The sequence below is a fragment of the Klebsiella sp. Q11 genome (assembly GCF_964241505.1).
Lineage (GTDB): Bacteria > Pseudomonadota > Gammaproteobacteria > Enterobacterales > Enterobacteriaceae > Klebsiella > Klebsiella michiganensis.
In genome coordinates this window covers 400265-424650 of record NZ_CAXSXW010000001.1, presented here as the reverse complement: position 1 = coordinate 424650, position 24386 = coordinate 400265, and the positions used below count along the sequence as shown (strand labels likewise).

Genomic DNA, 24386 nt, shown 5'->3' with positions numbered 1-24386 from the left:
ACCTAGCAACATTTAATTTTTTAATAATTACCTCTACAAACCTCACATTCACTTTGGTCTCTTTTCTCATTAGTCGTTCTATATGAAGCTCCATAATGATAAAAGTTCTTGGCCTGACCACATTTTGGACATAGCTTAAGAAATTCTCCATTTAGAATCCCACATAGATTGGTTACCCTCAGTCCTCTACCTTCATTTTCGTTTGAAGAGTCATAACCATTCACCTTTGTTGGCATCCCAGACAAATCAAAAAAACTATAATCACCAGTTAGATAAAAATCTGTTAATTGAGTTATCGAAAAAGAATCATTTCCGTTCGAAATTAATATTTCGCTATCTAATCTCACAGGAAGAACAAGCGACATTTACACCCCCTATAATGATTACTACGCTCTTATCTCATTATGACGATCATGAGCTACTCAGAAAATCTACAACACCTTATAAATGACATCAATCTCATCCTTCTCATTCTGTGACACTCTGCTCTCGTTTAAAGGCATGATAGACGCTATAGTCGCTCTAGAAACGCCATATTCTCGTGCTAACGCACTGACACTGGTTCCGCTATACTTTTTCTCTAAAATTTCGCGACGGGCTTCTGGCGCGATTTTAGACGGTCTTCCCAACTTCTTGCCTTCGGATTTTGCTCGTGACAGCCCCGCCTGAGTGCGTTCAATTAGCAAGTCACGCTCCATCTCCGCAACTGCTGCCAGCATCGACAACAGAAGCTTACCGGCAGCAGAGGTGAGATCAGTTGTGACAAGCTGGTGGACATCCTCCCTTTACCAATCGAGGTGTGAAATTAACGGCATCATGTCAGCGTGCTCCGTCTGCCATCTCGTCTCTACTCCTGTTTTACTTTCGGCATTTGATGCAAAAGCTTGAATCAAAGATTCGAAATGTTATCATTAGTATACATTTCGAGGTTTTGGTATACAGACGCTTACTCGAAATGGCGCATCAACAAGGCTCTGCCGCTAGCGTAGCAGAGCCGGGGTGAAAAGAGGGGTCGCACTATTACCCACTGGTCTAGTTCCGAAAGGCGGCGTATGCCAGAGTGCGTGAGGTTATGCAGGGTGCTGAGTCTTGGACTTGCATAGCCAATACCTAATAGTGAGTTATCATGTTTTGCAAAGGGTTTATGTCGTGAGCCTTTTTTAAAGCAGAGTAGCTTACATCGCCGATCCAAGCAGGGACCCAGAGAAGAGGTTACAACTCCGGAAGCCTGATTAGCCAAGGATCTCACTGCAAAGCATCGCACTGATCCCTTGGGCTAGTTTTGCTCCCCAGAGAAGAGGTTTAATAAAACATTTAAAACAAAACAAGAAGTTAAGAAGGAAAAAAATCTAAGAACCAAGTTCTTATTGTTTTGAAAATTTCAGCTTAGAACCCACCAGCCCCCCACACGACAAAAGTTACCGGAAAAATTTGTCGGGCCAAAAAGTGGATGTCCTAGGTTTGCCAACCCCCTTTCAAGCATTGCGTTCAAAAACTTCGGCGGTGACAGGCTTTTCCTTATAGAGGCTAATAACTTCAGAAGTTAGGCGGCGTGCTGAAACGCGCCCAAATTTCTCAGTGATTGCTCGATCTTTGGTATCTGCTATCACTCTTGATACCCATAAATTCTGGTAGTACGGTAATTTTTTATTTCTCAAGGCATTGATCTTTAAAATTGGCATCCCCAACTACATTTTGCAGTCGATAACTTTGGGATTCGGACTATTGAAGGGGTGATAAATGTTTGACCGTGATGCAGATGGTGCCCGCGAAGCTACTGAACGTGGCAAAAGGGATATGCGTTTTAAAGACCTAATGGATTCAATCTTTTATGAATTAAATGATTGCCAACGATTTGGGCAATCTAGCGCAAGCTACAGACTAAGCGAAGAGGATATCAATGAATTTCTCTATGATGTTACCGAGTCATTGCAAGCGCGTGACTACGAAGTCACCTTCGAGCATCCATCATTAAAAATCTCCTGGGAGTTACCAGAGGAATAATCAAAAGTTGCTGAGTTTCAGGCTCATTACTAGCTGTCACTCAGCTCTTTTTCTCCCCATTATATTGATGATGGATACATAAAAGCCCAAATGACTGGGATAACCATTTGAAAATATTAGAGATACTGCAATACACCTTACGCAAAGGCAGCGGTGCCACTTTTCACGCCATCATGCAGGAAATCAGCGTTCCCCTTCACCAACGCCACGGGATCGATGTTGTTTCGTTTGGCAACTCGCTTCATGACCCGGATTACTACTACCTCATTCGCACCTTTGACAGCGCTGAAAAAATGGCTGCGGTGCTCAATGCTTTTTATGCAAGTGATGACTGGCGCAGCGGCCCACGCGAAGACATTATTCGCAGCATCGAAACCAGCGTTAAAACAGTGATGAATCTACCATCAGAAAGCGTGGAAGGTCTGCGGTTGCAATCATAGGTTACATAGCTTAACCAGACGCGTTTTGAGTGTCTCCAAATTTGGCACTATGAAATACACTACTTTTAAAGAAAAACCGCGTAGAGAGCATCCTAGTGCTCTTGAAACAATACTTCAGTTAGTGACCGCCTCTATGACTCAGTGGGGCAGCATAGTCACCAGTAGGCGGTATGTTTGACCTATATCACGATTAGTATGAGTAAAAATGTAAACTTTTCTCAAATACAAGTAACTTCATAACTGCTTACCTCTCAAAGGGCTGAAATGATATGAAAACAAGGTCTTTTTCTATTTTTTTGCTTAAAGCAGGCTACAACGCACAGAACTCCCTCAAGCCAGATCATCAACTTCTCGATGACTTTCAGGCTCAAAACCTCCCACAGGGTGCAAGTTTATTTATTTCTGACAGATTTAAAACAACTCCTTGGTGGGTGAATTACTTCTCAATTGGCGGGAATTTAGAACAAGAAAGTAAGGGAGCGTTAATTTTTCTTCCAGTAAGAGATCGATGTTTCGCACTAACTTTTGGGCACATTTATCACAATCTACGCGATGTTTCCTATGAGTATGACTTTGGTCTTAAAGTAACATTAAATAGCCTTGAACCTAAAGAGTTAAAAAGTGCTGACATAGTGGATCCTGGTGCATCAAGAAGAAAAAGAATGCAAGTTCCTGTCATGTCTGACTTAACCTATTTGGATTTTGATAGTAATAGCGAGATTTTAAAAAGCTTAACAGGAAAAGTTAAGCCACAGTATATAGAGTTATTTAAAAATGCCACTGGCTCTACAAATTTAAAAGTAGGTCTAAAATTAGAACCGGATGAGCTTATAGTTTTATGTGAACAGCTACTGGATTTATATGCAAGCAATGAATATTTAGAGTCTTTCCCTAACATACAAAAAATAGTCCCGGAAAAAGACCCTCTGAAAATAGAAAAGTTAGACACTTCACTTTTAGAGGCATTTATAAATAAAAGTGATGAATTATCCTTATCAATTCCGGACATTGTTGATTATAGTGACAATATATATTGTGTTTTCAAAGGAAGAAAAGGAATCTCCCCAATATATACTGATATTAGTCTTGATGAATTTTATGACTATCTAGGAGAGATTGATTTAAATACATTTGATATAGAAAAAATAAAAAGCTTTTCATTAAACCTCTGTAATGAAGAAGGGATTACAACTAAAGCATATAATATTTACAGAAGCTTTATTTATGACATTCCCTTTGATGATGAGGGAGTTGTTTATCATCTTTGCGAAGGAGAATGGTATAAAGTTGATCAAGATTATTTAGCAATTTTGAAAGATTATATCGATCAAAGATGCGAGAACACCTCACTTCCACCATACAATCACGATAACATAGCAGCAAACAAAAGAAGTTATAGTGAAGAAAACTACAATGAAGATGTTGCCCGTAACTCACTTACACATATCTGTCTTGATCAAACAGATATAAGCCCTGATGGATATACGCAAATAGAGCCTTGTGACATAATTAGTTATAATGGAAATACGTGCATTTTCCACCATATAAAAATATCCTCACGCTCATCTCAGCTTAGTCATCTTTTTAATCAGGGTGTCAACTCTATGGAGTTGTTAATACTGGAAGGACATAGTAGAGACAAATTAAAAAATCTCATTGAAGAAAAAATACAACATCGTGATTTAGATAGTTTCAAGCGAGTAATCGATGGAAATGACTATAAAGTTGAGTTCGGCATAATTACAAAAAAACCTGCAATATCTAAATCTGATAACCTTCCACTTTTTTCAAAAATAAGCTTAATGAGAAGTTTAAGAGCACTTTCTCTTTGCCGCACGGAAGGTGTGGTAAGTTTTATACAAGATATAAGTCCTCCTAAAGAAAGCTATAGTAAATATCCTCGTATTACAGTAGTCGTATCTCTTGATGCAAATGGTAAGAATGAGGTTGTTGTAGATAAAAACCAAATTTTCCCACAAGGGAAAAAAGTAATGAGATGCTCTCAAGAAATAACCAATAGCGCTATCGGTTCAAAATATATGATTTATGTCAAAGCAAGCGAAAATGGGGATCTTAGCACCAGTCACGCTTGGGAAAGTGAACGGATTTAGATAACTCTATTTATCTAAAAAGAAACACACACCATAGCCCCATAAATTCGACGGAGCTATGGTGTATTTTAAAATGAATAACTAAATGTTACCTTTATCTACGTTGTTTATTAATTTGTTTGATTCTAAGAGCATCAGCTACCGCATCTACACCATCTTCGCAAACAAATGGAGCTACTTCCGGTAGCCCTAACGTAACGCTCTCAAGCACAGCATAAAGGGCTGCTGGTGGATGATCTTTGCTATACCGATTCTCTGTCTCGCCAGAACCGCGGATATGTCCAACAAACTGCGCACGCGTCTCGCTGTCGATTCCAGCTTGTTTGAGCCTGGTAGAAAACGTGTGGCGGAATGAATGAAAAGATTTTTTGCTGTCTTTTTCAAAGCCTAACCGTTCTTTGAGCAACGAACGGTTAAACCAGTCAGAAGCCTTATCGCCGTATCCTTTTACAGAGTGGTAAGGAAGCTCTGGAAATAAACGCTCATGACCTGCTTTCTTCAATGCTTCACAATAGTGGATTAATCCAAGCTTGATCAATGTCGGATGCAACGGTATTTTTCTTCGTGAATTAATCGTTTTCAGTGACTGATCGTCCCGTTCGTTGATGATTTCAAAGAAATAAAATCCGGTAGCATCCTGCTTAATATCATCTAGATAAAGTTGACATAACTCATTTATCCTCGCGCCGGTAAAAAAGCCAATTAGCGGTAGCCAGTAATGAAATGCACGATAATGATGGAATTGCCCCTGACTGTTTTTATCGACAGTCCCACGCTTATACCAAGGCATACCAAAAATAGCGTTTAAATCCTCATCAGTGAAATCAGATTTGAAATCCTGATCCATCTTTTCATTTTCAACAGGTGCAAAGAATTTATTCGCAGGAGACTTAATAAAAATGCCTTCTCCATCAGCCCACTGGAAAGCCTCGAAGAGAATTCGCATATATTTACGAACGGCATTATCGCTCATTAGAGGGTCGCCATTCTCTTTTGCCTTGCCAATCAATTCATGAGCATCATTGATTTTATATCTTATTTTCGCCAGATCGCGTCTTGCAGGTATCGACCTTAGTAAGCTCTCATACTTACGGAGGAAGTCACGGTCAACCTTTTCAAGCGTTGAATCACCCATGACTTCAAGGAGTAAGCCAAAACCTTCCCGGACTCGATTCTCTGCCTTTTCCGTGAATTTCCCCCCGCGCTTGTAGCGAATATATTTTTCACATAACTCGCTCATTTTCACTGAGTAGTATTTACGATTTACATATTCATTATCCGGTATTGATGAGGACAATAATACAGGGGGAATTGTTTTTGGTTTCTCTGGCATGACTGGAGAAACTGCGGTGCTATGTGACAGCCAAAATAATCGTAAGCGCTCGGCTTGAACACGATGAATCATCAATGAATTAGGCGAGATTTCGACACCGGGAAAGTCAACGAACCAAGCGGCTTTGGATGAAGCCTCTGAGGATTTAAATGCGGTTTCTGCATCCAGCGGCTCGCCAGCGCTCATCTGACGTAATATACGTGATGAAACCAAGGGCTGAACATAACCGCTCAGAGAACCTCTGATACCGATGTTAATGGCACTATCGATGATAAATCCAGAAACCTCAGGATCGTCTTTATCAACGAGTGAAAGGTCTTCCACATAGTAAGCAGGACGCCCATCAGCAAGCCAAAACAGCGGGATATTCGTATCAAGCAAGCGCTGAGCAACTTGTTGCAGGGAAGCACTCGTTAAACCGCAAAATTCAGCAAGGCTGATCATTCCTTCGCCCGCCAAAGCAGGCGCACAGCTCACCAACTTTTCTCTATCCAATTTTTGATACTCACCCAAACATCGCTGCCAGACAGCCAATAGGAGTGCGGCAATCGCTCGTGCTTTTCTGATGTCGTTTGTTTCTGTTGAAGCGTGAATCTCACGCTGTCCCGTGTAGAGACGGTATCGGGCGGGAACTGCAATACGGACAACATAAATACCGCTGCTACGGCGATACAAATTATCACGTTGAGCCATCGGCTGTATGACCTCTATGTAGTAGAGGCTACGCGATTTCACTCTGAATGAATTTAATTTTAACTAAATCAATAAGATAAGAGTGACTGGTGCCGATAATAGGAGTCGAACCTACGACCTTCGCATTACGAATGCGCTGCTCTACCAACTGAGCTATATCGGCCCTGCAAGATGTGCTGACGAGCGTAAGCACGGGATAGAAGGTTAAAACTAAGTGGGTGATGCGTCAATGCCCTTGCGAATCAAACGGCTACTTTTGCATCACCCAATTAGCATTAAGCACGAATGGTATCATCGCCGAAACCAATCCACTTATAGGTCGTCAGGGCTTCCAGGCCCATCGGGCCGCGCGCGTGCAGCTTCTGGGTGCTGACCGCCACTTCCGCACCGAGGCCAAACTGGCCGCCGTCGGTAAAGCGGGTAGAGGCGTTGACGTACACCGCCGAGGAATCCACCTCGTTGATAAAGCGGTTCGCGTTGCCCAGGGTGCGCGTCAGGATGGCGTCAGAATGCTGGGTGCCGTGCTCGCGAATATGCGCTACCGCTTCATCCTGATCGGCCACCACCTTCACGTTCAGATCCAGCGACAGATACTCATTGTCATACTGCTCCGCTTTCACCGGCTCTACGCTGGCCGGGCCGTTTTGCAGCGCGGGCAGGGAGGCCGCATCGGCGTGCAGGCTGACGCCGCTTTCCGCCATCTGCTTGCTCAGCGCGGGCAGGAAGCGTTCGGCGATATCCTGATGCACCAGCAGCGTTTCGACCGAGTTACAGGCGCTCGGGCGCTGCACTTTGGCGTTAACGATAACCTTCAGCGCTTCGGCCACGTCGGCGGAGTGGTCGATATAAATATGGCAGACGCCGATACCGCCGGTGATCACCGGGATCGTCGACTGCTCGCGGCACAGCTTATGCAAACCTGCGCCGCCGCGCGGGATCAGCATATCGATATACTTATCCATCTTCAGCATCTCGCCGACCAGCGCGCGATCCGGGCTCTCAATCGCCTGCACGGTGGCCGCCGGTAAGCCGCACTCCTGCAGCGCCTGCTGAATCACTTTCACCGTGGCGGCGTTGGTGCGCCAGGTCTCTTTACCGCCGCGCAGAATCGCCGCGTTGCCGGTTTTCAGGCACAAAGAGGCGACGTCGACGGTCACGTTCGGACGGGCTTCATAAATTACGCCCACCACGCCCAGCGGCACGCGGCGACGCTCAATGCGCAGGCCGCTGTCCAGCAGACCGCCGTCGATCACCTGACCGACCGGGTCCGCCAGGCTGCAGACCTGACGAACATCGTTAGCAATCCCGCTCAGGCGCGCCGGGTTGAGCGCCAGGCGGTCAAGCAGCGCCTCGCTCAAACCGTTGGCGCGCGCTTCCGCCAGATCCTCAGCGTTAGCCCGCAGGATCGCGTCGGTCTGCGCTTCAAGATAGTCGGCAATCTTTTCCAGCACCCGGTTCTTTTCGCGGCTGGAAAGCTGCGCGAGTTTGTACGAGGCCGCTTTGGCAGCAATGCCCATTTGTTCCAGCATTTTCAGCTCCTTAACGGATAATCATGTCGTCACGGTGGACGGCGACCGGGCCGTATTCATAGCCCAGAATGGCATCGATCTGCTGCGAGTGCTGCCCGGCGATGCGGCGCAGCGCATCGCTGTTATAGCGGCTGACGCCGTGGGCGATATCGCGGCCTTCAAGGCTGCGAATGCGGATCACTTCGCCGCGCGAGAAGTTGCCGGTGATGGTTTTAATCCCTTTCGGCAGCAGGGAGCTGCCGCGTTCGAGAATTGCCTGGGTCGCGCCGGCGTCCACGGTAATTTCGCCCGCCGGCGGCGCGCCGAAAATCCAGCGCTTACGGTTTTCCAGCGGCGATTCCTGGGCGTGGAAGCGGGTCCCGACGGAGATGCCCTCCATCACGTCGCCAATCACCCCCGGACGGCTACCGGCGGCGATGATAGTGTCGATGCCCGCGCGGCAGGCGACGTCGGCGGCCTGCAGCTTGGTGCCCATACCGCCGGTACCTAAACCGGACACGCTATCGCCCGCGACGGCGCGCAGAGCGTCATCAATGCCGTAAACGTCTTTAATCAGCTCGGCCTGCGGGTTGTTGCGCGGGTCGGCGGTGAACAGGCCCTGCTGATCGGTCAGCAGCAGCAGTTTATCGGCGCCGGCGAGAATCGCCGCCAGCGCCGAAAGATTATCGTTATCGCCGACTTTAATTTCAGCGGTCGCCACGGCGTCATTTTCATTAATGACCGGCACGATATTGTTATCCAGCAGCGCGCGCAGGGTATCGCGGGCGTTGAGAAAACGCTCGCGGTCTTCCATATCGGCGCGGGTCAGCAGCATCTGGCCGACGTGAATACCATAAATAGAAAACAGCTGTTCCCACAGCTGGATAAGACGGCTCTGGCCGACCGCCGCCAGCAGCTGTTTCGACGCAATGGTCGCGGGCAGTTCCGGGTAGCCGAGGTGCTCACGTCCGGCGGCGATCGCCCCGGAGGTGACTATCACAATTCGATGACCCATCGCGTGCAGCTGCGCGCACTGGCGCACTAATTCAACGATATGGGCGCGGTTCAGGCGGCGGGATCCGCCCGTTAAAACACTGGTGCCCAGTTTTACCACCAGCGTCTGGCTATCACTCATGATTCTCTGCCGTTCAAAAAGGAGTTTCGATATCGAGTTGATGTTGTAACAGGAGTCAGCCCGCTTGCCAACACCTGGCGTGGTGGACGAACCACTTCCTTGCGCGGATCGGGCATTCTGGCGGGGAAGTGTGACACATTCATGACGGAAATAATTTAATACCCTTTTTTAGAAAAAGTTCCATATTGTCATAAATTTTTAATATTAGAGCGTTAAAAAACCTGCAGTTTTTGACGGGGCTTCCGCCCGGAATTGATTAGCGCGTATAAATAAATCACCAGGACTGAATAATGAAAAAGAGCTCACTGGCATTAATGATGATGGGTCTTATTGCTTCTTCGGCTACGCAGGCGGCAGAAGTTTATAATAAAAACGGCAATAAACTGGACGTCTACGGCAAAGTCAAAGCGATGCACTATATGAGCGACTATGACAGCAAAGATGGCGACCAGACCTACGTTCGTTTCGGCATCAAAGGCGAAACGCAGATTAACGACGATCTGACCGGCTACGGCCGCTGGGAATCGGAGTTCTCCGGCAACAAAACTGAAAGCGACTCTTCGCAGAAAACGCGTCTGGCGTTCGCCGGCGTGAAAGTCAAAAACTACGGTTCATTTGACTATGGTCGTAACCTCGGCGCGCTGTACGACGTCGAAGCCTGGACCGATATGTTCCCGGAATTCGGCGGCGACTCTTCCGCGCAGACCGATAACTTTATGACCAAACGCGCCAGCGGCCTGGCAACCTACCGCAATACCGACTTCTTCGGCGTGGTGGATGGCCTGGACCTGACTCTGCAATATCAGGGTAAAAACGAAGGCCGTGAAGCCAAGAAACAGAACGGCGACGGCTTCGGTACCGCCTTAAGCTACGACTTCGGCGGCAGCGACTTCGCCGTCAGCGCGGCCTACACCAGCTCCGATCGCACGAACGATCAGAACCTGCTGGCCCGCGGCACGGGTAAAAAAGCGGAAGCCTGGGCGACCGGCCTGAAATATGACGCCAATAATATCTACCTGGCGACCATGTACTCCGAAACCCGCAAAATGACGCCAATCAGCGGCGGTTTTGCCAATAAAGCGCAGAACTTTGAAGCCGTGGCGCAGTACCAGTTCGATTTCGGCCTGCGTCCGTCCCTGGGCTACGTGCTGTCAAAAGGCAAGGATATTGAGGGCGTGGGGAGCGAAGACCTGGTCAACTACATTGACGTTGGCGTGACCTATTACTTCAACAAAAACATGAACGCCTTTGTGGATTACAAAATCAACCAGCTGAAGAGCGATAATAAGCTCGGGATCAACGATGACGATATCGTCGCTGTCGGTATGACCTACCAGTTCTAAGCCGTTGCCGGTAAAAAAACAATAAAGCCGCCGTGGTGACAGGGCGGCTTTATTTTTGCTGATTAACGGTTTTTCGCCAGATGCAGATTATCGTTATTCATCGTGATCTGCGCGTTATATTCCTTCGGCAGGCGGCGCGCCTGATAAAATACCGATTGCCAGTACGGATTATCCAGCGAAGAGCGCATCACGCCCTGGCTGGTGGAGGCATGAAGGAAATTACGGTCGGTATCATAGAAGCCGACGTGCATGCCGCCTTTAATGCGGAAGAAAACCAAATCTCCCGGCCGCAGCTGCCGCGGGCTCACGCGTTCTCCCATATGCAGCAGTTCGCGGGTGGTGATGCGCTCCATCGGCAGGTTGAAGCGATCTTTGAGCGTACGCCAGACAAACCCGGAGCAGTCGACCCCGCTTTGCTCCGTCCCGCCCCATTCGTAGGGCGTTCCCTCCCAGGTATGCATCTGATCGTGCAGCGCGGCGATCACCGGGATCAGATCGTCAGAACCTCCGTCGATGGTCGCGTGGCTACTCTGGGCGGCGGTTTTATGCGGTTTCGATGAGGATGAACATCCTGCCAAAAGCAAAAAAGGAACCAATAATAGCGCGTGAGAGAGTCTGGGCTTCATATCATTGTTTTTCGTCACTGAAAACGGGCCGTGATATTTTATAGCCGATTCGCTACGGCCTCAGAATGACCAAAAGCAAAATTTACGAAACCTTACGTAAATAATATAGGTCGGATACGCGGTGAACATCGGCGGTCTTTATTTTCGCCGGGACCGTCTCATCTTCCATTAATAAATTTTTTCTCCGTGAAACAATATTTCACAAATATCCATATGTCGCGCGTCTGTTCCGCTTCAGCGCAAGGTGAAAGATCCTCATCATCCCGCCATTGCGCCGCCAGGCTGCCCTCCAGTACTTTTGTACCCTAAAAGAGAGAGTGGGGCGGGCTAATGCATCTGGATTTTCGCCAACTGCGCAACTTTGTCGCGTTAGTTGAATACGGCAGTTTTAATCGCGCGGCGGAGGCGGTGTGCCTGTCGCAGTCGGCGTTCAGCCGCAGCATTCAGGCGCTGGAGCAGAGCGTCGGCCATCCGTTATTCGATCGCCAGAGCAAGCTACCGACGCTCACCCTGCACGGGCAAAAGCTGCTGCCCTACGCCCGCCGCTTTCAGGAGCTGAACGTGGAGCTCAGCAGCCAGCTGCGCGAAGCGGACGATGCGCAAAACGGCGAGGTCGCTTTTGGCTGCGGGCCGGCCCCTGCCGCAAGGCTGATTCCGGCCGCCGTCGGCGAGTTTCATCGCCTTTTGCCGCAGGCGAGGGTGCGCTTTCAGATTGATAACTGGCTGGCGCTGCATCAGGCGCTGACCTCTCAGCTCTACCCTTTTGTGGTCGCCGACAGCTGGCAGGCCGAGCTCGACCCGCAGCTGCGCGTGCAGCCGCTCAGCCCGCAGCGCTGCTTTTTCGTCTGCAATGCCGATCATCCGCTGGCCAAACAGGGGCCGGTCTCTATCCAGGCGATGCTGCGCTACCCCTTTGCCGCCCCCTATCTGCCGCCGGGCGTGCGCAAGGTGCTGGCGACCCTCAGCCAGCAGCAGGACTTTACCCCGGCGATTCAGTGCGATCATATCTACGCGCTGCTTGCCACCCTCGCGCAGACCAACGCGATTAGCTTCGCCAGCGAGGACGGCTTCGCGCTATGTCAGCACAGCCATCGGCTGGTTAAGCTGGAGCTCAGCGATCTGCCTGAGGAGTGGCGGCTGATGCAGACCCGGTTTGCCATTATCTCTCCGGTTCACGCGGCCCAGCCGCCGCTGGTGGAGAAGCTGATTGAGATTATCCTTCATACCGATCGTCAGCATCAGCTTCAGCTGCTGGCGCAGGAGGATAGGGGTTAACCGGCGTTTTTCGCCTGGCCTTTGGCATCGTACTGCGGCCAGCGGTTTTCCAGCCCCTGGGCTTTCAGCGCCTGCTCGACAAACTGGCCGTCTACCCACTGGCTGACGTCAAAAGCGCTGCGGATTAGCCGCCCGGATTTAGCCTGTTCGACGCTATTGCTAAAGCTGTCGGTCAGGAACGGATCGATACGCGGCGAGGTGGTAAAGTTCAGATCCTGCGGCTGCAGCTCTTCGAGAAACAGCGCCTGCGGGATCTGGCTCTGCTGCGCCATCTCGGCGGACCAGGCGTCGCGATTGGCCGGGTCGCTGATTTCCGCGGCGTTCTTCACCAACACGTTAACGATCTGCTGGGTCGCCTGCGGCCAGGCGTCAATAAACGCCTGCGTCCCGAGGAACCCCGCCTGAGTTGTGTTCTGGCGGCCGGAGTCACCGCTTTTGACGACCACATCAATCTTATCGCCGCGCAGCGCCAGCAGCGAAACGCCGCCCCACACCGCATCGACGCGACCGGCCGCCAGCGCCGCTTTGCCGGCGTTCCAGTCAAGGTTGATCGTCTGCAAACTGCGCTCATTGAGGCCGACGGTTTGCAGCGCCCGGTCAAAGGCCAGCTGGTCCGCCGTGCCGCGATAAACCGCCACCCGTTTGCCTTTCAGATCGGCGAGGGTTTTAATCCCGGAAGCTTTGGTCACCGCGAGGTAAGATTCCGAACCCCGGCTGCCCAGCAGCAGGCGCGTCGGCAGCCCGTTGGCCCTACCGATAATCGCCGCCAGATCGCCGAGGTAGACAAAATCCAGCTGGCGGTTGGCTAATGCTTCATTTACCGCCGGACCGGCGCCTTTGAAAAACTGCCACTGCACTTCCACGCCCTGCGGCTTAAACACCTCTTCCAGCTGATGGCGGATAAACGCCATGCCGACCGGCCCCTCAATAAAGGGTTTACTGCCCGCGCTCTGGTCCGGCACGCCGATGCGGATAGTGCGTAGCGTTTCGGCCTGGACGCTGGACGCCAGGCTGATGACCGCCACCAGCGCCAGCAAGGTGCGGTTGAATATTGCTTTCATCATAACGTGTTGCTCCCTTGAGTTTTTTCTCACCCTAAAGAGCCAACGGGCTGCGTGTTAAATGCTTTTATTCGCCAAGCTTGGGTGAAAAAAAGCTAAATCAAACGCCGCGCGCCCGGCAGGCTGAAATGCATTCGATGCATCGGGATTATTCGCCTTACGCAATGGCGGCGAAGGAGAAGTCACGTTTTGATAGCGGCATAACTTGCCGAAAAGTGGACCGATATGTCGCAGATGATCTTAAGAACCGATACCCCAGGCAGGCCGGGCTTCAGGCTTAACGGCTGGCCGTGGCTGCTGCCTGCGTTACTGCTGCTGCTGTGGTACATCGCCGCCCGCGAACGGTGGATGCCGGAGCAAATTTTGCCCGCGCCGTCGGTGGTTGCCGATACCGCGCTATCGCTGCTGAGCGGGGATCTGCTGGCGCAGTGGGGATTCAGCCTTCAGCATCTGGCGCTTGGCCTGCTGCTGGGCGCCATTGCTGGGACGCTGCTCGGCGCGCTGTTCGGCCTGGTGCCGGCCGCCGCGCAGCGGGTGGAACCGCTGTTCTACGCGCTGGCGCAAATCCCGACGCTCGGCTGGATCCCGCTGTTTATGGTGCTGTTCGGGATTGATAACGGCCTCAAGCTGGCGGTTATCATCAAAACCACCGTAGTGCCGATGACCATTAACACGCAGCAGGCGGTGGCCGGCGTGACGCTGACCCTGAGCGAAGCCGCAAAGGTGATGAACTTTTCCCGCTGGCAGCGGCTGCGCTGGCTGGTGATCCCCGCAAGCCTGCCGGGCTGGTTTACCGGCCTGCGTCTGGCGCTATCGCAGGCCTGGGTGTCGCTTATCGTCGTCGAACTGCTGGCCTCTTCAGAAGGCATTGGCTACCTGATGGTCTGGGGTCGCCAGCTGTTTCAGCTGGATATCGTCTTCGTCACCATTGCGGTCGTGGGGCTGAGCGGCATGCTGATGGAGTGGGCGGCGAACCGCGCCTGTACCCGTCTGGTGTTCTGGCCGCAGCCTGCCGCCGGACGCCTGGCGTGGAAACCGCAGGCCAGCTGGCGGGCGCTGCAGCTGCCGCTGGTCCTGCTGGCGCTGTGGCAGCTGGCAAGCTCGTGGGGCTGGATCGATGGCGCGCTGTTCTCTTCGCCGCTGGCGGTGGCGACGCGTTTTATTCAGGGCGCCCTGAGCGGGGAGCTGACCGCGGCGATGCTCGCAAGCCTCGGGCGAGCCTTTGTCGGCGGCGCGCTGGGGATTGCGGGGGGCCTGCTCTGCGGACTGCTGCTGGCGCTGCGCCCGCGCGCCGGGCAAATCTTCACGCCCACGCTCAACGTGCTGCGCCATATCGCCCTGTTTGCCTGGCTGCCGCTGCTGACCGCATGGGTGGGCAACGATAACGGCGGCAAAATCGTTTTTATCGCGCTGGCGTCGTTCTTTCCGATGTTCTTCAGCACCCTGCAGGCCGTGCTGCAGCGTAACCCGCAGCTCGATGAAGTCGCCAGGGTACTGCGCCTGGGCGAGTTAGCGCGCCTGCGCAGGGTTATTCTTCCCGGCGCGGCGCCGGGGATCTTCGCCGGTCTGCGGCTGGCGCTGATTTACGCCTGGCTTGGCAATATCGGCGCGGAATATTTCATGTCCTCCGGCGTCGGCATCGGCAGCCTGATGATCAATGCCCAGCAGCTGCTGGATATGCCCACCATTCTCTGCGGCATGATGCTGGTCGGTATTACCGGCGCGGCGCTGGATAAAGCCGGACGTTTACTGGAAATGCGCGCCACCCGCTGGCGTCAACAGGAGCAGCTATGACCTCTTCAACCCTGGTCTCTTTTCGCCACGTGCGTAAATCCTGGCAACAGGTGACGGCGCTACAGAATTTCAGCCTGGATATTGCCGCCGGTGAACTGGTGGCGCTGGTGGGCAGCAGCGGCTGCGGTAAATCGACGCTGCTGCGGATGCTGGTAGGCCTTGAATCAGCGACCCAGGGCGATATTTGCATTAACGGCGAGCCGGTCACCGGCGTGGGCAAAGAGCGCGGCATTGTGTTTCAGGAGCCGCGCCTGTTTCCCTGGCTTAACGTGCTCGACAACGTGATGCTCGGCCTGGCGGATGAAAAGCTCAGCCGGGCGGCGAAGCGCCAGCGGGCGCTGGAAATGCTGGAGCGCGTGCAGCTCAGCGAATTCGTCAACGCGCTGCCCGCGCAGCTCTCCGGCGGCATGGCCCAGCGGGTGGCTATTGCCCGCGGCCTGGTGGCTCGTCCGCAGATCCTGATGCTCGACGAGCCTTTCGGCGCGCTGGATGCCCTGACGCGCCACACCCTGCAGCAGGAACTTTTACAGATCCACCAGCGCGCGGGAACCACCACGCTGCTGGTGACGCACGATGTGGAAGAAGCCGTCGCCCTGGCCGATCGCGTCGTCGTGCTTTCGCCGCGTCCGGGGCGGATACGGGAAGTGGTAAGCCTGGCGCTGCCCCATCCGCGCCAGCGCGATGATGCCGCGTTTACCGCCGCCTGCCGCCAGATTCGCAACCTGATTACTTCTGCCTGATTCTATTATTTAAGGAGCAACATATGGGACATCCTTCCGTCTACCCGACCGGCGCCACCCTCTACGATCCGCAGCGCGCCTGGAGCGGCTATACCCTTTTCCAGGCCACCGAACACGGCGCGGTGCTGGTGGACATGAACGGCCGCGTGGTGCGCGAATGGCCTGAACTGCACGGGTTTCCCAATAAAATCCTGCCCGGCGGCGCAATCCTTGGCCACAGCGGCGAGCGCGACCCGCGCTACGGCATGCAGGATATGCTCGATCTGATCCAGGTGGACTGGGAAGGCAACATCACCTGGAAATTCGACCGCTACGAGCAGGTGAGCGATCCCGGCAACGCCACGCGCTGGATGGCGCGCGCGCATCATGACTATCAGCGGGCGGGCAACCCGGTGGGCTATTACGCGCCGGGGCTGGAGCCGCAGGTGGATGGCGGCAATACCCTGATCCTCGCCCACACCAATCTGGTGAATGAAGCGATCTCCGACAAGCTGCTGCTGGACGACACCATTATTGAAGTCGACTGGCAGGGTAACGTGGTATGGGAGTGGCGCTGCAGCGACCATTTTCACGAGCTGGGCTTCGACGATGCGGCGCGCACCGCGCTCTACAACAACCCGAATATGCGCGCCAGCGGCGGCGGAATGGGCGACTGGATGCATATCAACTCGATGTCGGCGCTGGGGCCGAATAAGTGGTACGACGCCGGCGATACGCGTTTTCATCCCGACAACATTATCTGGGACGCCCGCGAATCCAACATTATTGCCATTATCGACAAACAGAGCGGCAAGATCGTCTGGCAGCTGGGCCCGGACTACAGCAAACCGGAGCTGAAGCACATCGGCTGGATCATCGGCCAGCACCATGCGCATATGATCCCGCAGGGGCTGCCGGGCGCGGGTAATATCCTGATTTTCGATAATGGCGGCTGGGCCGGATACGGCGCGCCGAATCCGGCGTCGGCGGACGGGGTGAAAAACGCCTGGCGCGATTATTCACGGATCCTGGAGATCAACCCGCTGACCCTCGATATCGAATGGCGCTACTCGCCCTATGAAGCGGATCTGCCGCAGCCAACCGATTCGTACCGCTTTTACAGCCCCTACATCAGCAATATGCAGCGCCTGGAAAACGGCAATACCCTGATTAACGAAGGATCGAACGGGCGCATTTTCGAAGTGACCCGCGACCACGAGATCGTCTGGGAGTATATTTCGCCGTTCTGGGGCAAGACCCTGAACAACAATATGGTCTATCGCGCCTACCGCATTCCCTACGGCTGGATCCCGCAGCTGGCGCAGCCGCAGGAGACGCCGATTGCGGCGGTCGATGTACGAACCCTGCGCCAGCCCGGCGCGGCGGCGGCCGGTCCGGCGCAGAGCGTGGTGCGGGTGGCGGGCGTACAGCCGTACAGTAAAAGCGCCGATGCGCTGTGCGTGGCAACCGATAACGATACCCTGCGCCGCAGTCCGAAGCTGTTCCGCGTCGCGGAAAGCGCGTTCACGCCGATAAGCGCGGCGGGCGAGCTGGAGAGCGAACGGCCGGTTCTGCTGTTCGTCGGCGCGGAACGCTGCGTGCACTGCCGCAAGCTCTGGCAGCTGCTGGCGCATGAAAAGCTCAGCCCGCGGCTTGCTCAGCTGGATACGCGCTATCTGGATGCCGACCGGCATCAGGATCTGGCGAGCGACCTCGGCGTGCGCGGCCTGCCGACGCTGCTGCTGATTAAACCGGGGCAGCCAGCATCGCGCGCGCCTGCGCAGCTCTCGGTGGACACGCTGCTCGACTGGCTGCATCGCGCAGCCGGGTAATCCGCGACTACGGCGGGCTGGCGTGTGCCGGTCCGCCGTTTATCTGGCGGATAAACGCCATCGGCGAATAGCCCATCGCTTTGCGGAACATCGCGGTAAAGGCGGCCGGATACTCATAGCCCAGACTGAGCGCGACTTCGGTAACCGAACGCCCCTCACGCAGCGCCGTCATGGCGTACATCAGGCATGCCTGCTGGCGCCAGTCGCAAAACGCCATCCCGGTCTCCCGGCGAAACAGACGATTAAACGTGCGTACGCTTTTACTCAGTTTTTGCGCCCACTGCTGCGGCGTACTGCGGATGCTCGGCTGGCGCTGAAAATCGCCGCATAGCGCCGCGAGGTGGCTGTTCTGCGGAAGCGGCGTAAACATCGGCAGCGGCGCGGCGGCGCGCAGTTCATGGAGCAGCAGCGCAATCAGGGCGGCATCGCGCCCGCTCTCGTCATACAGCAGCGGTAGCTGACAGGCGGCCAGCAGCAGCTGATGGGTCAGCGGAGAAACCTGTAAGACTTCGCAGCGTTCGCTTTCCCGCGGGGCGTCCCGCGCGTCAATATACAGGCTGTGGGTGCTGACGCCGGGCATCCAGACGCGATGCGGTTTCGTCGCCGGGATCCAGACCCCGCTGAACGGCGGCACCAGCCACTGGCCGTCGTCCGTTTCGACCTTCATTAATCCGTGCATGGCGTACAGAAACTGCGCCCGGCGGTGGCTATGTCGCTCCAGAAGCGTGTTGGGCGGATAGTCGCTGCCCAGCGCCAGCACCCGGCGAGGAAGATGGTCGACGTCATTAATCGCAACGTTGCGCATGAAGATAGCCCTGGCTGAAATTCGTAATAGATTGGCTTTAAAGCGTAAGCCGGCCACGGCGTTATTCTATATCGTTACCTCCTTTTGTGGAGGAGTGCGAATGAGTGACTGGCTTTTTCTGTGCGGCATACTATCGGGCGTGACCACCTGGCTCTTTGGCTTCGGCGGCGGTTTCGTTACCGTCCCGCTGCTCTATTTCCTGGTGACCGGCGCGTGGGGCGCGCAAAGCGTCGTCGGGCAACAGGCGATGCACATCGCCGTCGCCACCTCGGCGCTGGTCATGCTTTGCTCCGCGCTGCTGGCGAGCTGGCGACACGCGCGTACCGGTACCATCCGCTGGCGCCGCTTATGGGCCATGCTCATCGGCATTGCCGTTGGCGGAACGGCGGGCGCGCTGCTGGCGCTTGAGGCGAGCGGGGCGTGGATCCGCTGGCTGTTCGTTATCTACCTGCTGGCAACCGTTGCCGATTGCTACCTTCGCGCCGGATTTATGACCCCGCCATCCCGCCGGGTGATACCGACGGTGCCGCATGAGCTAACGGTAGGGGGGATCATTGGCCTGATCGCCTCTTTTCTCGGCGTGGGTGGAAGCGTGATGACCGTCCCTCTGATGCGCCGTCGCGGCGTGCTGATGGCTGAAGCGGCGGGGATGGCCAACGTGCTGACGCTGCCGCTGGCGGCAACGGCGACGCTAACCTGGCTGTTGATGGCCTGGCTCTCGCCGGTGGCGTTACCGAATGGGTTTGTCGGCAACATCTGGCTGTCGGCGGCGGCGCAGCTGGTGGCGGGAAGCTGGCTGGGGTTAAAAATCGCCTCCCGCTGGCTGGCGCGTTTACCGGACCGCTGGCATGTGCGAATTTATCCGCTATTGCTGATTGCCGTGCTGCTGGTGATGAGCGTGTGGGGATAATGAGGGACGCGGCGCTGCGCATCCATCCGAGAGTAGTCCGGGTCATTCTGCTGTCATTTTTCTTGCGCATGCTCTCGCCAGACGCCGTGGCCGATAAAGGAAAATAAACGATGGGTAAAACGCTGACCATTTTCGATCTGGATAATACGTTAATTAAGGGCGACAGCAGTACGCTGTGGAGCCGCTTTATGGTGCGCGAAGGCTGGGTAAACGATCCCGATTACCTGGCGCGGGAAGCGATGCTGATGGACGACTACGACCGCGGCGAAATGAATATCGCCGATTATGTGGCTCTGATTCAGGCGCCGCTGATTGGCGTCGCAAAGCGGGACGTGGATGCGCTGCTGGCGCGCTGCGTGCGCGACGAAATTATGCCGCGCGTGTATCCCCAGGCGTGGGATCTGATTCGGACTTTACAGGCTAAAGGCGAGCAGATGCTGGTGATTTCGGCCTCGGTCAGCCTGCTGGTGCAGGCGGTGGCGGCGCAGCTGGGTATCGAACAGGCGCTGGGGATTGACGTTGAGATGGCCGACGGCGGCTATAGCGGCGTGATTGCCGGTACGCCGAGCTATCAGCAGGGGAAGGTGGTGCGCCTGGCGCAGTGGCAACAGGCGCATCCTGAATACTCGGGGGAGGTGACCTTCTACACCGACTCGATCAACGACCTGCCGCTGTGCCTGCATGCCGATCGCGTACGGCTGGTCAATCCGTGCCCGCAGCTGGCGGCGGCGAACGCGCAGCACCAGTGGCCGGTGCTGGCGTGGCGGCTGTGATTTTTCCCCCGGGTCGCGGCGTAAACGCCTTACCCGGGCTACTTTTTCGTGCCGTTTGGGTAGCCCGAACAAGTGCGCAGCACCGCCTCCCGGGAAAAACTAATCAGCTTTAAACAGCGGCACCGCGCTGCCGCCGATATAGCGGCGGCGCAGCCAGGCGGACAGCGTATCCATCGCCATCACCACCGCCACCAGCAGCAGGGTAATAAACATCACTACGTCCCAGTTCCACAGACGCATATTTTCCGCATAAATCAGGCCAATGCCTCCCGCGCCGACAAAGCCGAGCACCGCGGCGGAACGGGTATTCGATTCAATCTGATACAGGCTCAGCGCCAGGAACGTCGGGAAAGACTGGGTAAAAATGCTGAAACGGTGCTTCTGCAAACCGTTCGCCCCCACCGCCGTCAGGCCGCGTCCCGGCGAGCGGTCAACCGCCTCGTGTCCCTCTGCGTACAGTCGGCCCAGCAGCCCGGTATCCTGCATAATTATCGCCAGCACCCCGGCCAGCGGCCCGAGCCCCACGGCGCGGACAAAAATCAGCCCCCAGATAGCCATATCGATACCGCGCAGCACGTCGAACAACCGGCGCATCAGCAGGGCGATCGTTCCCGGAATCACGCCGCGCATAATATTCCGCGCCGCCAGAAACGAGAGCAGCAGGGCGATGACCGTCGCGGTAAGCGTCCCGGCGAAAACAATCGCCAGGGTAATGGCGATTTGCGTGAAGTAATAGCGAAACGGCCAGTTGAAAAAGTCGTGCCAGACGAACATCCGTAGCAGATAGCGGCTGATTTGCTGCAGCCCCGTGGCGAGCTGCTCGCCGCTGATGCCGAACTGCATAAAGAACCAGACATAGTAGAGGGCGCTGGCCAGCGCAAGCAGGCCGACGTAGCGCAGATAGCGCCCCTGGGCCTGGTATAAATGCCGATGCTGGCGACGGCTGGCGGCGATATCCGGTTGATTTTGCCACTGACTCATTTTTTCCCCTCCAGAACCCACTGCCGCAGGCGGCCGGATAGCATATCCAGCAGCGATACCACGATAATAATCAACAGCAGCGTGATGCTGACCTGATCGTACCGGTCCAGTTTGATATTGGTCATCAGCTCCTGGCCGATGCCGCCCGCGCCCACCAGCCCGAGGATCGTTGAGGAGCGGAAGTTAATTTCGAGGCGCATAAAGCCGTAGGAGAGAAAGATGGGTTTCACCTGCGGCCACAGGGCAAAGCGGATACGCTGCAGATGCGAGGCGCCGCAGGCGGCCAGGCCGCGTACCGGTTTATCCTGGGCGCTCTCTACCGCTTCATAGAACAGCTTGGTCAGGCTGCCGATGGTGTGGAGCATTAATGCCAGAAAGCCGGGGATCGCCCCGATACCAAAAGCCATCACGAAGATCACCGCCCACGCCAGCTCCGGCATGGTGCGCAGAAAAGCCACCAGCACGCGGACGGCAAAACGCAGCGGGGCAGGGGACCATGCGTTGTTGGCCGCAACGAACGCCAGCAGGGTGGCAATCGCCACCGCCACCAGCGTGGACGCCAGCGCCAGCTGCAGCGTTTCCCAGATAAGCGGCAGCTGAATGGGCAGACGATAGCCCCAGTAAGCCAGAGAGCCTTTAGTGTGCGAATCGGCAAACAGGTCGGCGACGTGCAGCGTCGGCAGCGTCTCAAACATGTAATCGAGAAAATTGGGCAGCGAGTGCCAGATAGTAAAGAGATTAAACTCGGCCATACTGCCGGCGGCAAAATAGAGCGCCAGCAGCAGCAGGGACCAGCTAAAGGTGTCGCGCTTTTGCCGCGAGCGGACCTGCTGGTAATAGCGTTCGAATTCGGTATGGGTATTATTCATGCGTCGCTGTGTCTTCAACGAGTCGCCGCCGCCCGCGAGACTGGCCGGGCGACGGCGTCAGGGCGGGATTAACGCGCGGTAACCAGTTCGCGTTTCATATCAATGATCTGCTGGAAATCGGCTACGCTGCCCGGGCCGATATGCTGCGTACCGCCCATCGCTTTGATAAAGCAGGCGTGATCGTCGGTATCCAGCTTTTTAATCGCGGTGACGACTTTGGCCTTAAAGTCAGCAGGCAGGGAATTGCTGACCAGGATTGGGCCGTTCGGGATCAGCGGCGATTGCCATATAATGCGGATTTGCTTCATCAAATCCGGGTGATCCATGCGAATCAGTCGGTTGAAGGCGCCGACGCTGTAGCCGCTATTATAATCACCCACCATCGAGGTCCAGGTCACCGCGCCGGCAAACTGACCGTTCAGCACGCCCAGAATATCCTGCTCGTGGCCGCCGGAGAAGGTCACGCTGGAGAAGAAGTTATTATATTTATTATCCGACGTGCCGCCGAACTGCTGTTTAAAGGCGTGGTTGGGAATTAAAAAGCCGGAAGTGGAGTCCGGATCGGCGAAGCCAAACGCTTTGCCTTTCAGATCTTCTAACTTTTTATACGGACTGTCGGCTTTGACAATCACCACCGAGTGATAGCCGCGGGACTGATCTTTATCATCTACGGCAATCCCGACAATATCGACGGCTTTAGGGTTGTTAATATAAACGGAAGCGTATGATGACGGCGACATACTTAAGACCACATCAACTTTCCCACCCAGCAATCCCTGAATCACGCCGGAATAGTCGGACGAGTTACGTAATTTTGTATCGACCTTCAGCTCCTTATCAAGAAACTGTTTAACGCACTGGTTATCACCAATTTGTTGGGTTGCGTTCTGACCGCCAAGGATGCCAAGATTTAATTCCTTCGGCTGTTCAGCAGCGCTTGCCTGCCACGCCATCATAATGCCTGCAACCGCTGCGGATAAACGAACTGCGCCAGTGATGTACTTTTTCATTATTTTGCCCGTGTGAGTGAAATTTAATGCAATTGGCTAATTTCATCGCCGTACAGCCGATGCAGAATATCCTGATTCAGCTGCGTGGGATGATCGTCAAAAATAATCTTGCCCTTGGCTACGCCGATGACCCGCGTGCAATATTCACGCACCAGCTCCACCGAATGCAGGTTTACCATCACGCTGATACCCTGTTCGCTAATTTCGCGAAGGACATTCATAATCCGCTGCGTATTTTTCGGGTCGAGAGAAGCGACCGGTTCATCGGCCAGCAAAATACCCGGGTTTTGCATCAGCGCCCGGCAAATCGCCACGCGCTGCATCTGCCCGCCGGAGAGGTTTTCCGCCCGCTGTAGCGCATGCGGCAGCATATTCATCCATTCCAGCAGGGAGATGGCGCGGGCGCGGTCCGCGTCGGGGAAAACTTTGAATAATGATTTCAGGGTGGAGGTCTGGCTCAGGCGACCCAGCAGCACGTTGGTCAAAACGTCGAGACGCGGGACCAGGCAGAAATCCTGAAAGATCATGCCGCACTGGCTGCGCCAGGCGTTTAGCGCGCGGCCCGACAGCTTTGATACGTCCTGCGGCGTACCCACTTCCGGATAGCTGAGGATCTCGCCGCCGCTGGCGCTGTGGGTACCGTTCAGTACGTGCAGAAGCGTTGACTTTCCGGCGCCGGAGCGGCCAATGACGCCAACCAGCTCGCCCGCATGAAGATCGAAACTGATGCCGTCCAGTACGGTTTGCTGCGCGCTGTAGGATTTGCTCAGGTTGCGTACGCTCAGGACCTTACGCTGCCTGTCGATAAAGGGCGGCGTAAACGGTTGATAATCGGTTTCTGCCACCGCAGCCAGGGAACTGTTCATAAATGCGTCCAGGTTCGTCAGTAAACTGGGCACTATTAATGGTGTTTTATATGACTGCCGGATGACAGTAAGGCGAACAAATAGTGAACGGATGCGAAAGCTGGCCTATTTGTTGGAAAAAAGTTCGTCATAGATCACACTTTTGCATCAGCAATCGGGCATCTGAGAATACTCTGCCTACCTTTAATACGCGATAGCGCATGAGATTAATAATGATACGTATTTCATCTGATAAAGATGACGCGTTTTATGCGACATTAGCCGGGTAATGCTATCGCCGCGGGTACAACGGGACGAC

At 54.4% G+C, this 24386-nt stretch carries 22 protein-coding genes, 1 tRNA gene and 1 pseudogene; 10 read left to right on the top strand and 14 right to left on the bottom strand.

Annotated elements, in window-relative coordinates:
- Window positions 1-20 precede the first annotated feature (20 nt).
- The 3 genes and pseudogenes from ACESQ2_RS01940 to ACESQ2_RS01930 form a co-directional block, all read right to left on the bottom strand.
- A complete protein-coding gene (locus ACESQ2_RS01940; RefSeq protein WP_129671107.1) occupies window positions 21-365 on the bottom strand; it encodes a hypothetical protein in 345 nt (114 codons plus the stop codon).
- Between the two features lie 135 nt (window positions 366-500).
- Window positions 501-776, bottom strand: a pseudogene (locus ACESQ2_RS01935) (recombinase family protein); the annotation flags it as partial.
- A gap of 699 nt (window positions 777-1475) precedes the next feature.
- Window positions 1476-1682, bottom strand: a complete 207-nt coding sequence (locus ACESQ2_RS01930; protein WP_145976068.1) for a hypothetical protein — start codon at window positions 1680-1682, stop codon at window positions 1476-1478.
- A gap of 58 nt (window positions 1683-1740) precedes the next feature.
- Between ACESQ2_RS01930 and ACESQ2_RS01925 the strand changes: the two genes are divergently transcribed.
- The 3 genes from ACESQ2_RS01925 to ACESQ2_RS01915 all read left to right on the top strand — a co-directional run bounded on the left by ACESQ2_RS01925 (window position 1741) and on the right by ACESQ2_RS01915 (window position 4555).
- Window positions 1741-2004: a hypothetical protein gene (locus tag ACESQ2_RS01925; protein ID WP_046877036.1), complete on the top strand. Its 264-nt coding sequence runs from the start codon at window positions 1741-1743 to the stop codon at window positions 2002-2004.
- A 107-nt stretch (window positions 2005-2111) separates the two neighbouring features.
- Window positions 2112-2444 (top strand): NIPSNAP family protein, encoded by a 333-nt coding sequence (locus ACESQ2_RS01920; RefSeq protein WP_049104564.1) that lies wholly within the window; start codon window positions 2112-2114, stop codon window positions 2442-2444.
- A 269-nt stretch (window positions 2445-2713) separates the two neighbouring features.
- Complete coding sequence (locus ACESQ2_RS01915; protein WP_046877034.1) at window positions 2714-4555, top strand: TIGR04141 family sporadically distributed protein; 1842 nt, start codon at window positions 2714-2716, stop codon at window positions 4553-4555.
- 94 nt (window positions 4556-4649) lie between these two features.
- On the opposite strand, the gene ACESQ2_RS01910 is transcribed toward ACESQ2_RS01915, so the two are convergent.
- The 4 genes from ACESQ2_RS01910 to proB form a co-directional block, all read right to left on the bottom strand.
- Entirely contained in the window at window positions 4650-6581 is a 1932-nt protein-coding gene (locus tag ACESQ2_RS01910; RefSeq protein WP_046877033.1) for a site-specific integrase, read from the bottom strand.
- 87 nt (window positions 6582-6668) lie between these two features.
- A tRNA-Thr gene (locus tag ACESQ2_RS01905) sits at window positions 6669-6744 on the bottom strand.
- A 112-nt stretch (window positions 6745-6856) separates the two neighbouring features.
- Complete coding sequence (gene proA, locus ACESQ2_RS01900; protein ID WP_014228088.1) at window positions 6857-8110, bottom strand: glutamate-5-semialdehyde dehydrogenase; 1254 nt, start codon at window positions 8108-8110, stop codon at window positions 6857-6859.
- Between the two features lie 10 nt (window positions 8111-8120).
- Entirely contained in the window at window positions 8121-9224 is a 1104-nt protein-coding gene (gene proB / locus ACESQ2_RS01895; RefSeq protein WP_004848066.1) for a glutamate 5-kinase, read from the bottom strand.
- Window positions 9225-9514: 290 nt separating this feature from the next.
- Here proB and phoE point away from each other — a divergent pair, with 290 nt between their 5' ends.
- A complete protein-coding gene (gene phoE, locus ACESQ2_RS01890; RefSeq protein ID WP_004129421.1) occupies window positions 9515-10567 on the top strand; it encodes a phosphoporin PhoE in 1053 nt (350 codons plus the stop codon).
- A 62-nt stretch (window positions 10568-10629) separates the two neighbouring features.
- Here phoE and ACESQ2_RS01885 read toward each other — a convergent pair whose 3' ends face one another.
- Window positions 10630-11193, bottom strand: coding sequence for a C40 family peptidase (locus ACESQ2_RS01885; protein ID WP_004848069.1), 564 nt, complete (start codon window positions 11191-11193; stop codon window positions 10630-10632).
- 330 nt (window positions 11194-11523) lie between these two features.
- Between ACESQ2_RS01885 and ACESQ2_RS01880 the strand changes: the two genes are divergently transcribed.
- The gene (locus ACESQ2_RS01880; protein ID WP_046877030.1) at window positions 11524-12468 is read left to right on the top strand and encodes a LysR family transcriptional regulator; all 945 of its coding nucleotides are present in this window, start codon (window positions 11524-11526) and stop codon (window positions 12466-12468) included.
- On the opposite strand, the gene ACESQ2_RS01875 is transcribed toward ACESQ2_RS01880, so the two are convergent.
- Window positions 12465-13532, bottom strand: coding sequence for an ABC transporter substrate-binding protein (locus tag ACESQ2_RS01875; RefSeq protein WP_373170113.1), 1068 nt, complete (start codon window positions 13530-13532; stop codon window positions 12465-12467). The two genes, ACESQ2_RS01880 and ACESQ2_RS01875, sit on opposite strands and share 4 nt — an antisense overlap.
- A gap of 222 nt (window positions 13533-13754) precedes the next feature.
- Here ACESQ2_RS01875 and ACESQ2_RS01870 point away from each other — a divergent pair, with 222 nt between their 5' ends.
- The 3 genes from ACESQ2_RS01870 to ACESQ2_RS01860 are packed head-to-tail and all read left to right on the top strand — an operon-like array spanning window position 13755 to window position 17874.
- Window positions 13755-15323, top strand: coding sequence for an ABC transporter permease (locus ACESQ2_RS01870; RefSeq protein ID WP_373170112.1), 1569 nt, complete (start codon window positions 13755-13757; stop codon window positions 15321-15323).
- Window positions 15320-16063, top strand: coding sequence for an ABC transporter ATP-binding protein (locus ACESQ2_RS01865; RefSeq protein WP_014837530.1), 744 nt, complete (start codon window positions 15320-15322; stop codon window positions 16061-16063). The genes ACESQ2_RS01870 and ACESQ2_RS01865 overlap by 4 nt, the downstream gene beginning before the upstream one ends.
- 23 nt (window positions 16064-16086) lie before the next feature.
- The gene (locus tag ACESQ2_RS01860; RefSeq protein WP_049069033.1) at window positions 16087-17874 is read left to right on the top strand and encodes an aryl-sulfate sulfotransferase; all 1788 of its coding nucleotides are present in this window, start codon (window positions 16087-16089) and stop codon (window positions 17872-17874) included.
- A gap of 7 nt (window positions 17875-17881) precedes the next feature.
- Here ACESQ2_RS01860 and ACESQ2_RS01855 read toward each other — a convergent pair whose 3' ends face one another.
- The gene (locus tag ACESQ2_RS01855) at window positions 17882-18679 is read right to left on the bottom strand and encodes a helix-turn-helix domain-containing protein (RefSeq protein WP_025107222.1); all 798 of its coding nucleotides are present in this window, start codon (window positions 18677-18679) and stop codon (window positions 17882-17884) included.
- 100 nt (window positions 18680-18779) lie between these two features.
- Here ACESQ2_RS01855 and ACESQ2_RS01850 point away from each other — a divergent pair, with 100 nt between their 5' ends.
- Window positions 18780-19589 carry a sulfite exporter TauE/SafE family protein gene (locus ACESQ2_RS01850; protein WP_064377649.1) on the top strand — a complete coding sequence of 270 codons (810 nt, stop codon included), beginning with the start codon at window positions 18780-18782 and terminating at the stop codon, window positions 19587-19589.
- Window positions 19590-19699: 110 nt separating this feature from the next.
- Window positions 19700-20362, top strand: coding sequence for an HAD family phosphatase (locus ACESQ2_RS01845; RefSeq protein WP_014228097.1), 663 nt, complete (start codon window positions 19700-19702; stop codon window positions 20360-20362).
- A gap of 99 nt (window positions 20363-20461) precedes the next feature.
- On the opposite strand, the gene phnE (ACESQ2_RS01840) is transcribed toward ACESQ2_RS01845, so the two are convergent.
- The 4 genes from phnE (ACESQ2_RS01840) to phnC form a co-directional block, all read right to left on the bottom strand.
- Window positions 20462-21343 (bottom strand): phosphonate ABC transporter, permease protein PhnE, encoded by an 882-nt coding sequence (phnE, locus tag ACESQ2_RS01840; protein WP_025107219.1) that lies wholly within the window; start codon window positions 21341-21343, stop codon window positions 20462-20464.
- Window positions 21340-22212, bottom strand: coding sequence for a phosphonate ABC transporter, permease protein PhnE (gene phnE / locus ACESQ2_RS01835; protein ID WP_025107218.1), 873 nt, complete (start codon window positions 22210-22212; stop codon window positions 21340-21342). The genes phnE (ACESQ2_RS01840) and phnE (ACESQ2_RS01835) overlap by 4 nt, the downstream gene beginning before the upstream one ends.
- Before the next feature lie 68 nt (window positions 22213-22280).
- Window positions 22281-23222, bottom strand: coding sequence for a phosphonate ABC transporter substrate-binding protein (gene phnD / locus ACESQ2_RS01830; RefSeq protein ID WP_009654530.1), 942 nt, complete (start codon window positions 23220-23222; stop codon window positions 22281-22283).
- A gap of 23 nt (window positions 23223-23245) precedes the next feature.
- Entirely contained in the window at window positions 23246-24088 is an 843-nt protein-coding gene (gene phnC, locus ACESQ2_RS01825) for a phosphonate ABC transporter ATP-binding protein (protein ID WP_014228100.1), read from the bottom strand.
- Window positions 24089-24386 lie beyond the last annotated feature (298 nt).

Coding starts and splice junctions, on each gene's coding strand:
- ACESQ2_RS01940 (WP_129671107.1), bottom strand. CDS start 365: ATGTCGCTTGTTCTTCCTGTGAGATTAGATAGCGAAATATTAATTTCG.
- ACESQ2_RS01930 (WP_145976068.1), bottom strand. CDS start 1,682: ATGCCAATTTTAAAGATCAATGCCTTGAGAAATAAAAAATTACCGTAC.
- ACESQ2_RS01925 (WP_046877036.1), top strand. CDS start 1,741: ATGTTTGACCGTGATGCAGATGGTGCCCGCGAAGCTACTGAACGTGGC.
- ACESQ2_RS01915 (WP_046877034.1), top strand. CDS start 2,714: ATGAAAACAAGGTCTTTTTCTATTTTTTTGCTTAAAGCAGGCTACAAC.
- ACESQ2_RS01910 (WP_046877033.1), bottom strand. CDS start 6,581: ATGGCTCAACGTGATAATTTGTATCGCCGTAGCAGCGGTATTTATGTT.
- proA (WP_014228088.1), bottom strand. CDS start 8,110: ATGCTGGAACAAATGGGCATTGCTGCCAAAGCGGCCTCGTACAAACTC.
- proB (WP_004848066.1), bottom strand. CDS start 9,224: ATGAGTGATAGCCAGACGCTGGTGGTAAAACTGGGCACCAGTGTTTTA.
- phoE (WP_004129421.1), top strand. CDS start 9,515: ATGAAAAAGAGCTCACTGGCATTAATGATGATGGGTCTTATTGCTTCT.
- ACESQ2_RS01885 (WP_004848069.1), bottom strand. CDS start 11,193: ATGAAGCCCAGACTCTCTCACGCGCTATTATTGGTTCCTTTTTTGCTT.
- ACESQ2_RS01880 (WP_046877030.1), top strand. CDS start 11,524: ATGCATCTGGATTTTCGCCAACTGCGCAACTTTGTCGCGTTAGTTGAA.
- ACESQ2_RS01875 (WP_373170113.1), bottom strand. CDS start 13,532: ATGATGAAAGCAATATTCAACCGCACCTTGCTGGCGCTGGTGGCGGTC.
- ACESQ2_RS01870 (WP_373170112.1), top strand. CDS start 13,755: ATGTCGCAGATGATCTTAAGAACCGATACCCCAGGCAGGCCGGGCTTC.
- ACESQ2_RS01865 (WP_014837530.1), top strand. CDS start 15,320: ATGACCTCTTCAACCCTGGTCTCTTTTCGCCACGTGCGTAAATCCTGG.
- ACESQ2_RS01860 (WP_049069033.1), top strand. CDS start 16,087: ATGGGACATCCTTCCGTCTACCCGACCGGCGCCACCCTCTACGATCCG.
- ACESQ2_RS01855 (WP_025107222.1), bottom strand. CDS start 18,679: ATGCGCAACGTTGCGATTAATGACGTCGACCATCTTCCTCGCCGGGTG.
- ACESQ2_RS01850 (WP_064377649.1), top strand. CDS start 18,780: ATGAGTGACTGGCTTTTTCTGTGCGGCATACTATCGGGCGTGACCACC.
- ACESQ2_RS01845 (WP_014228097.1), top strand. CDS start 19,700: ATGGGTAAAACGCTGACCATTTTCGATCTGGATAATACGTTAATTAAG.
- phnE (WP_025107219.1), bottom strand. CDS start 21,343: ATGAGTCAGTGGCAAAATCAACCGGATATCGCCGCCAGCCGTCGCCAG.
- phnE (WP_025107218.1), bottom strand. CDS start 22,212: ATGAATAATACCCATACCGAATTCGAACGCTATTACCAGCAGGTCCGC.
- phnD (WP_009654530.1), bottom strand. CDS start 23,222: ATGAAAAAGTACATCACTGGCGCAGTTCGTTTATCCGCAGCGGTTGCA.
- phnC (WP_014228100.1), bottom strand. CDS start 24,088: ATGAACAGTTCCCTGGCTGCGGTGGCAGAAACCGATTATCAACCGTTT.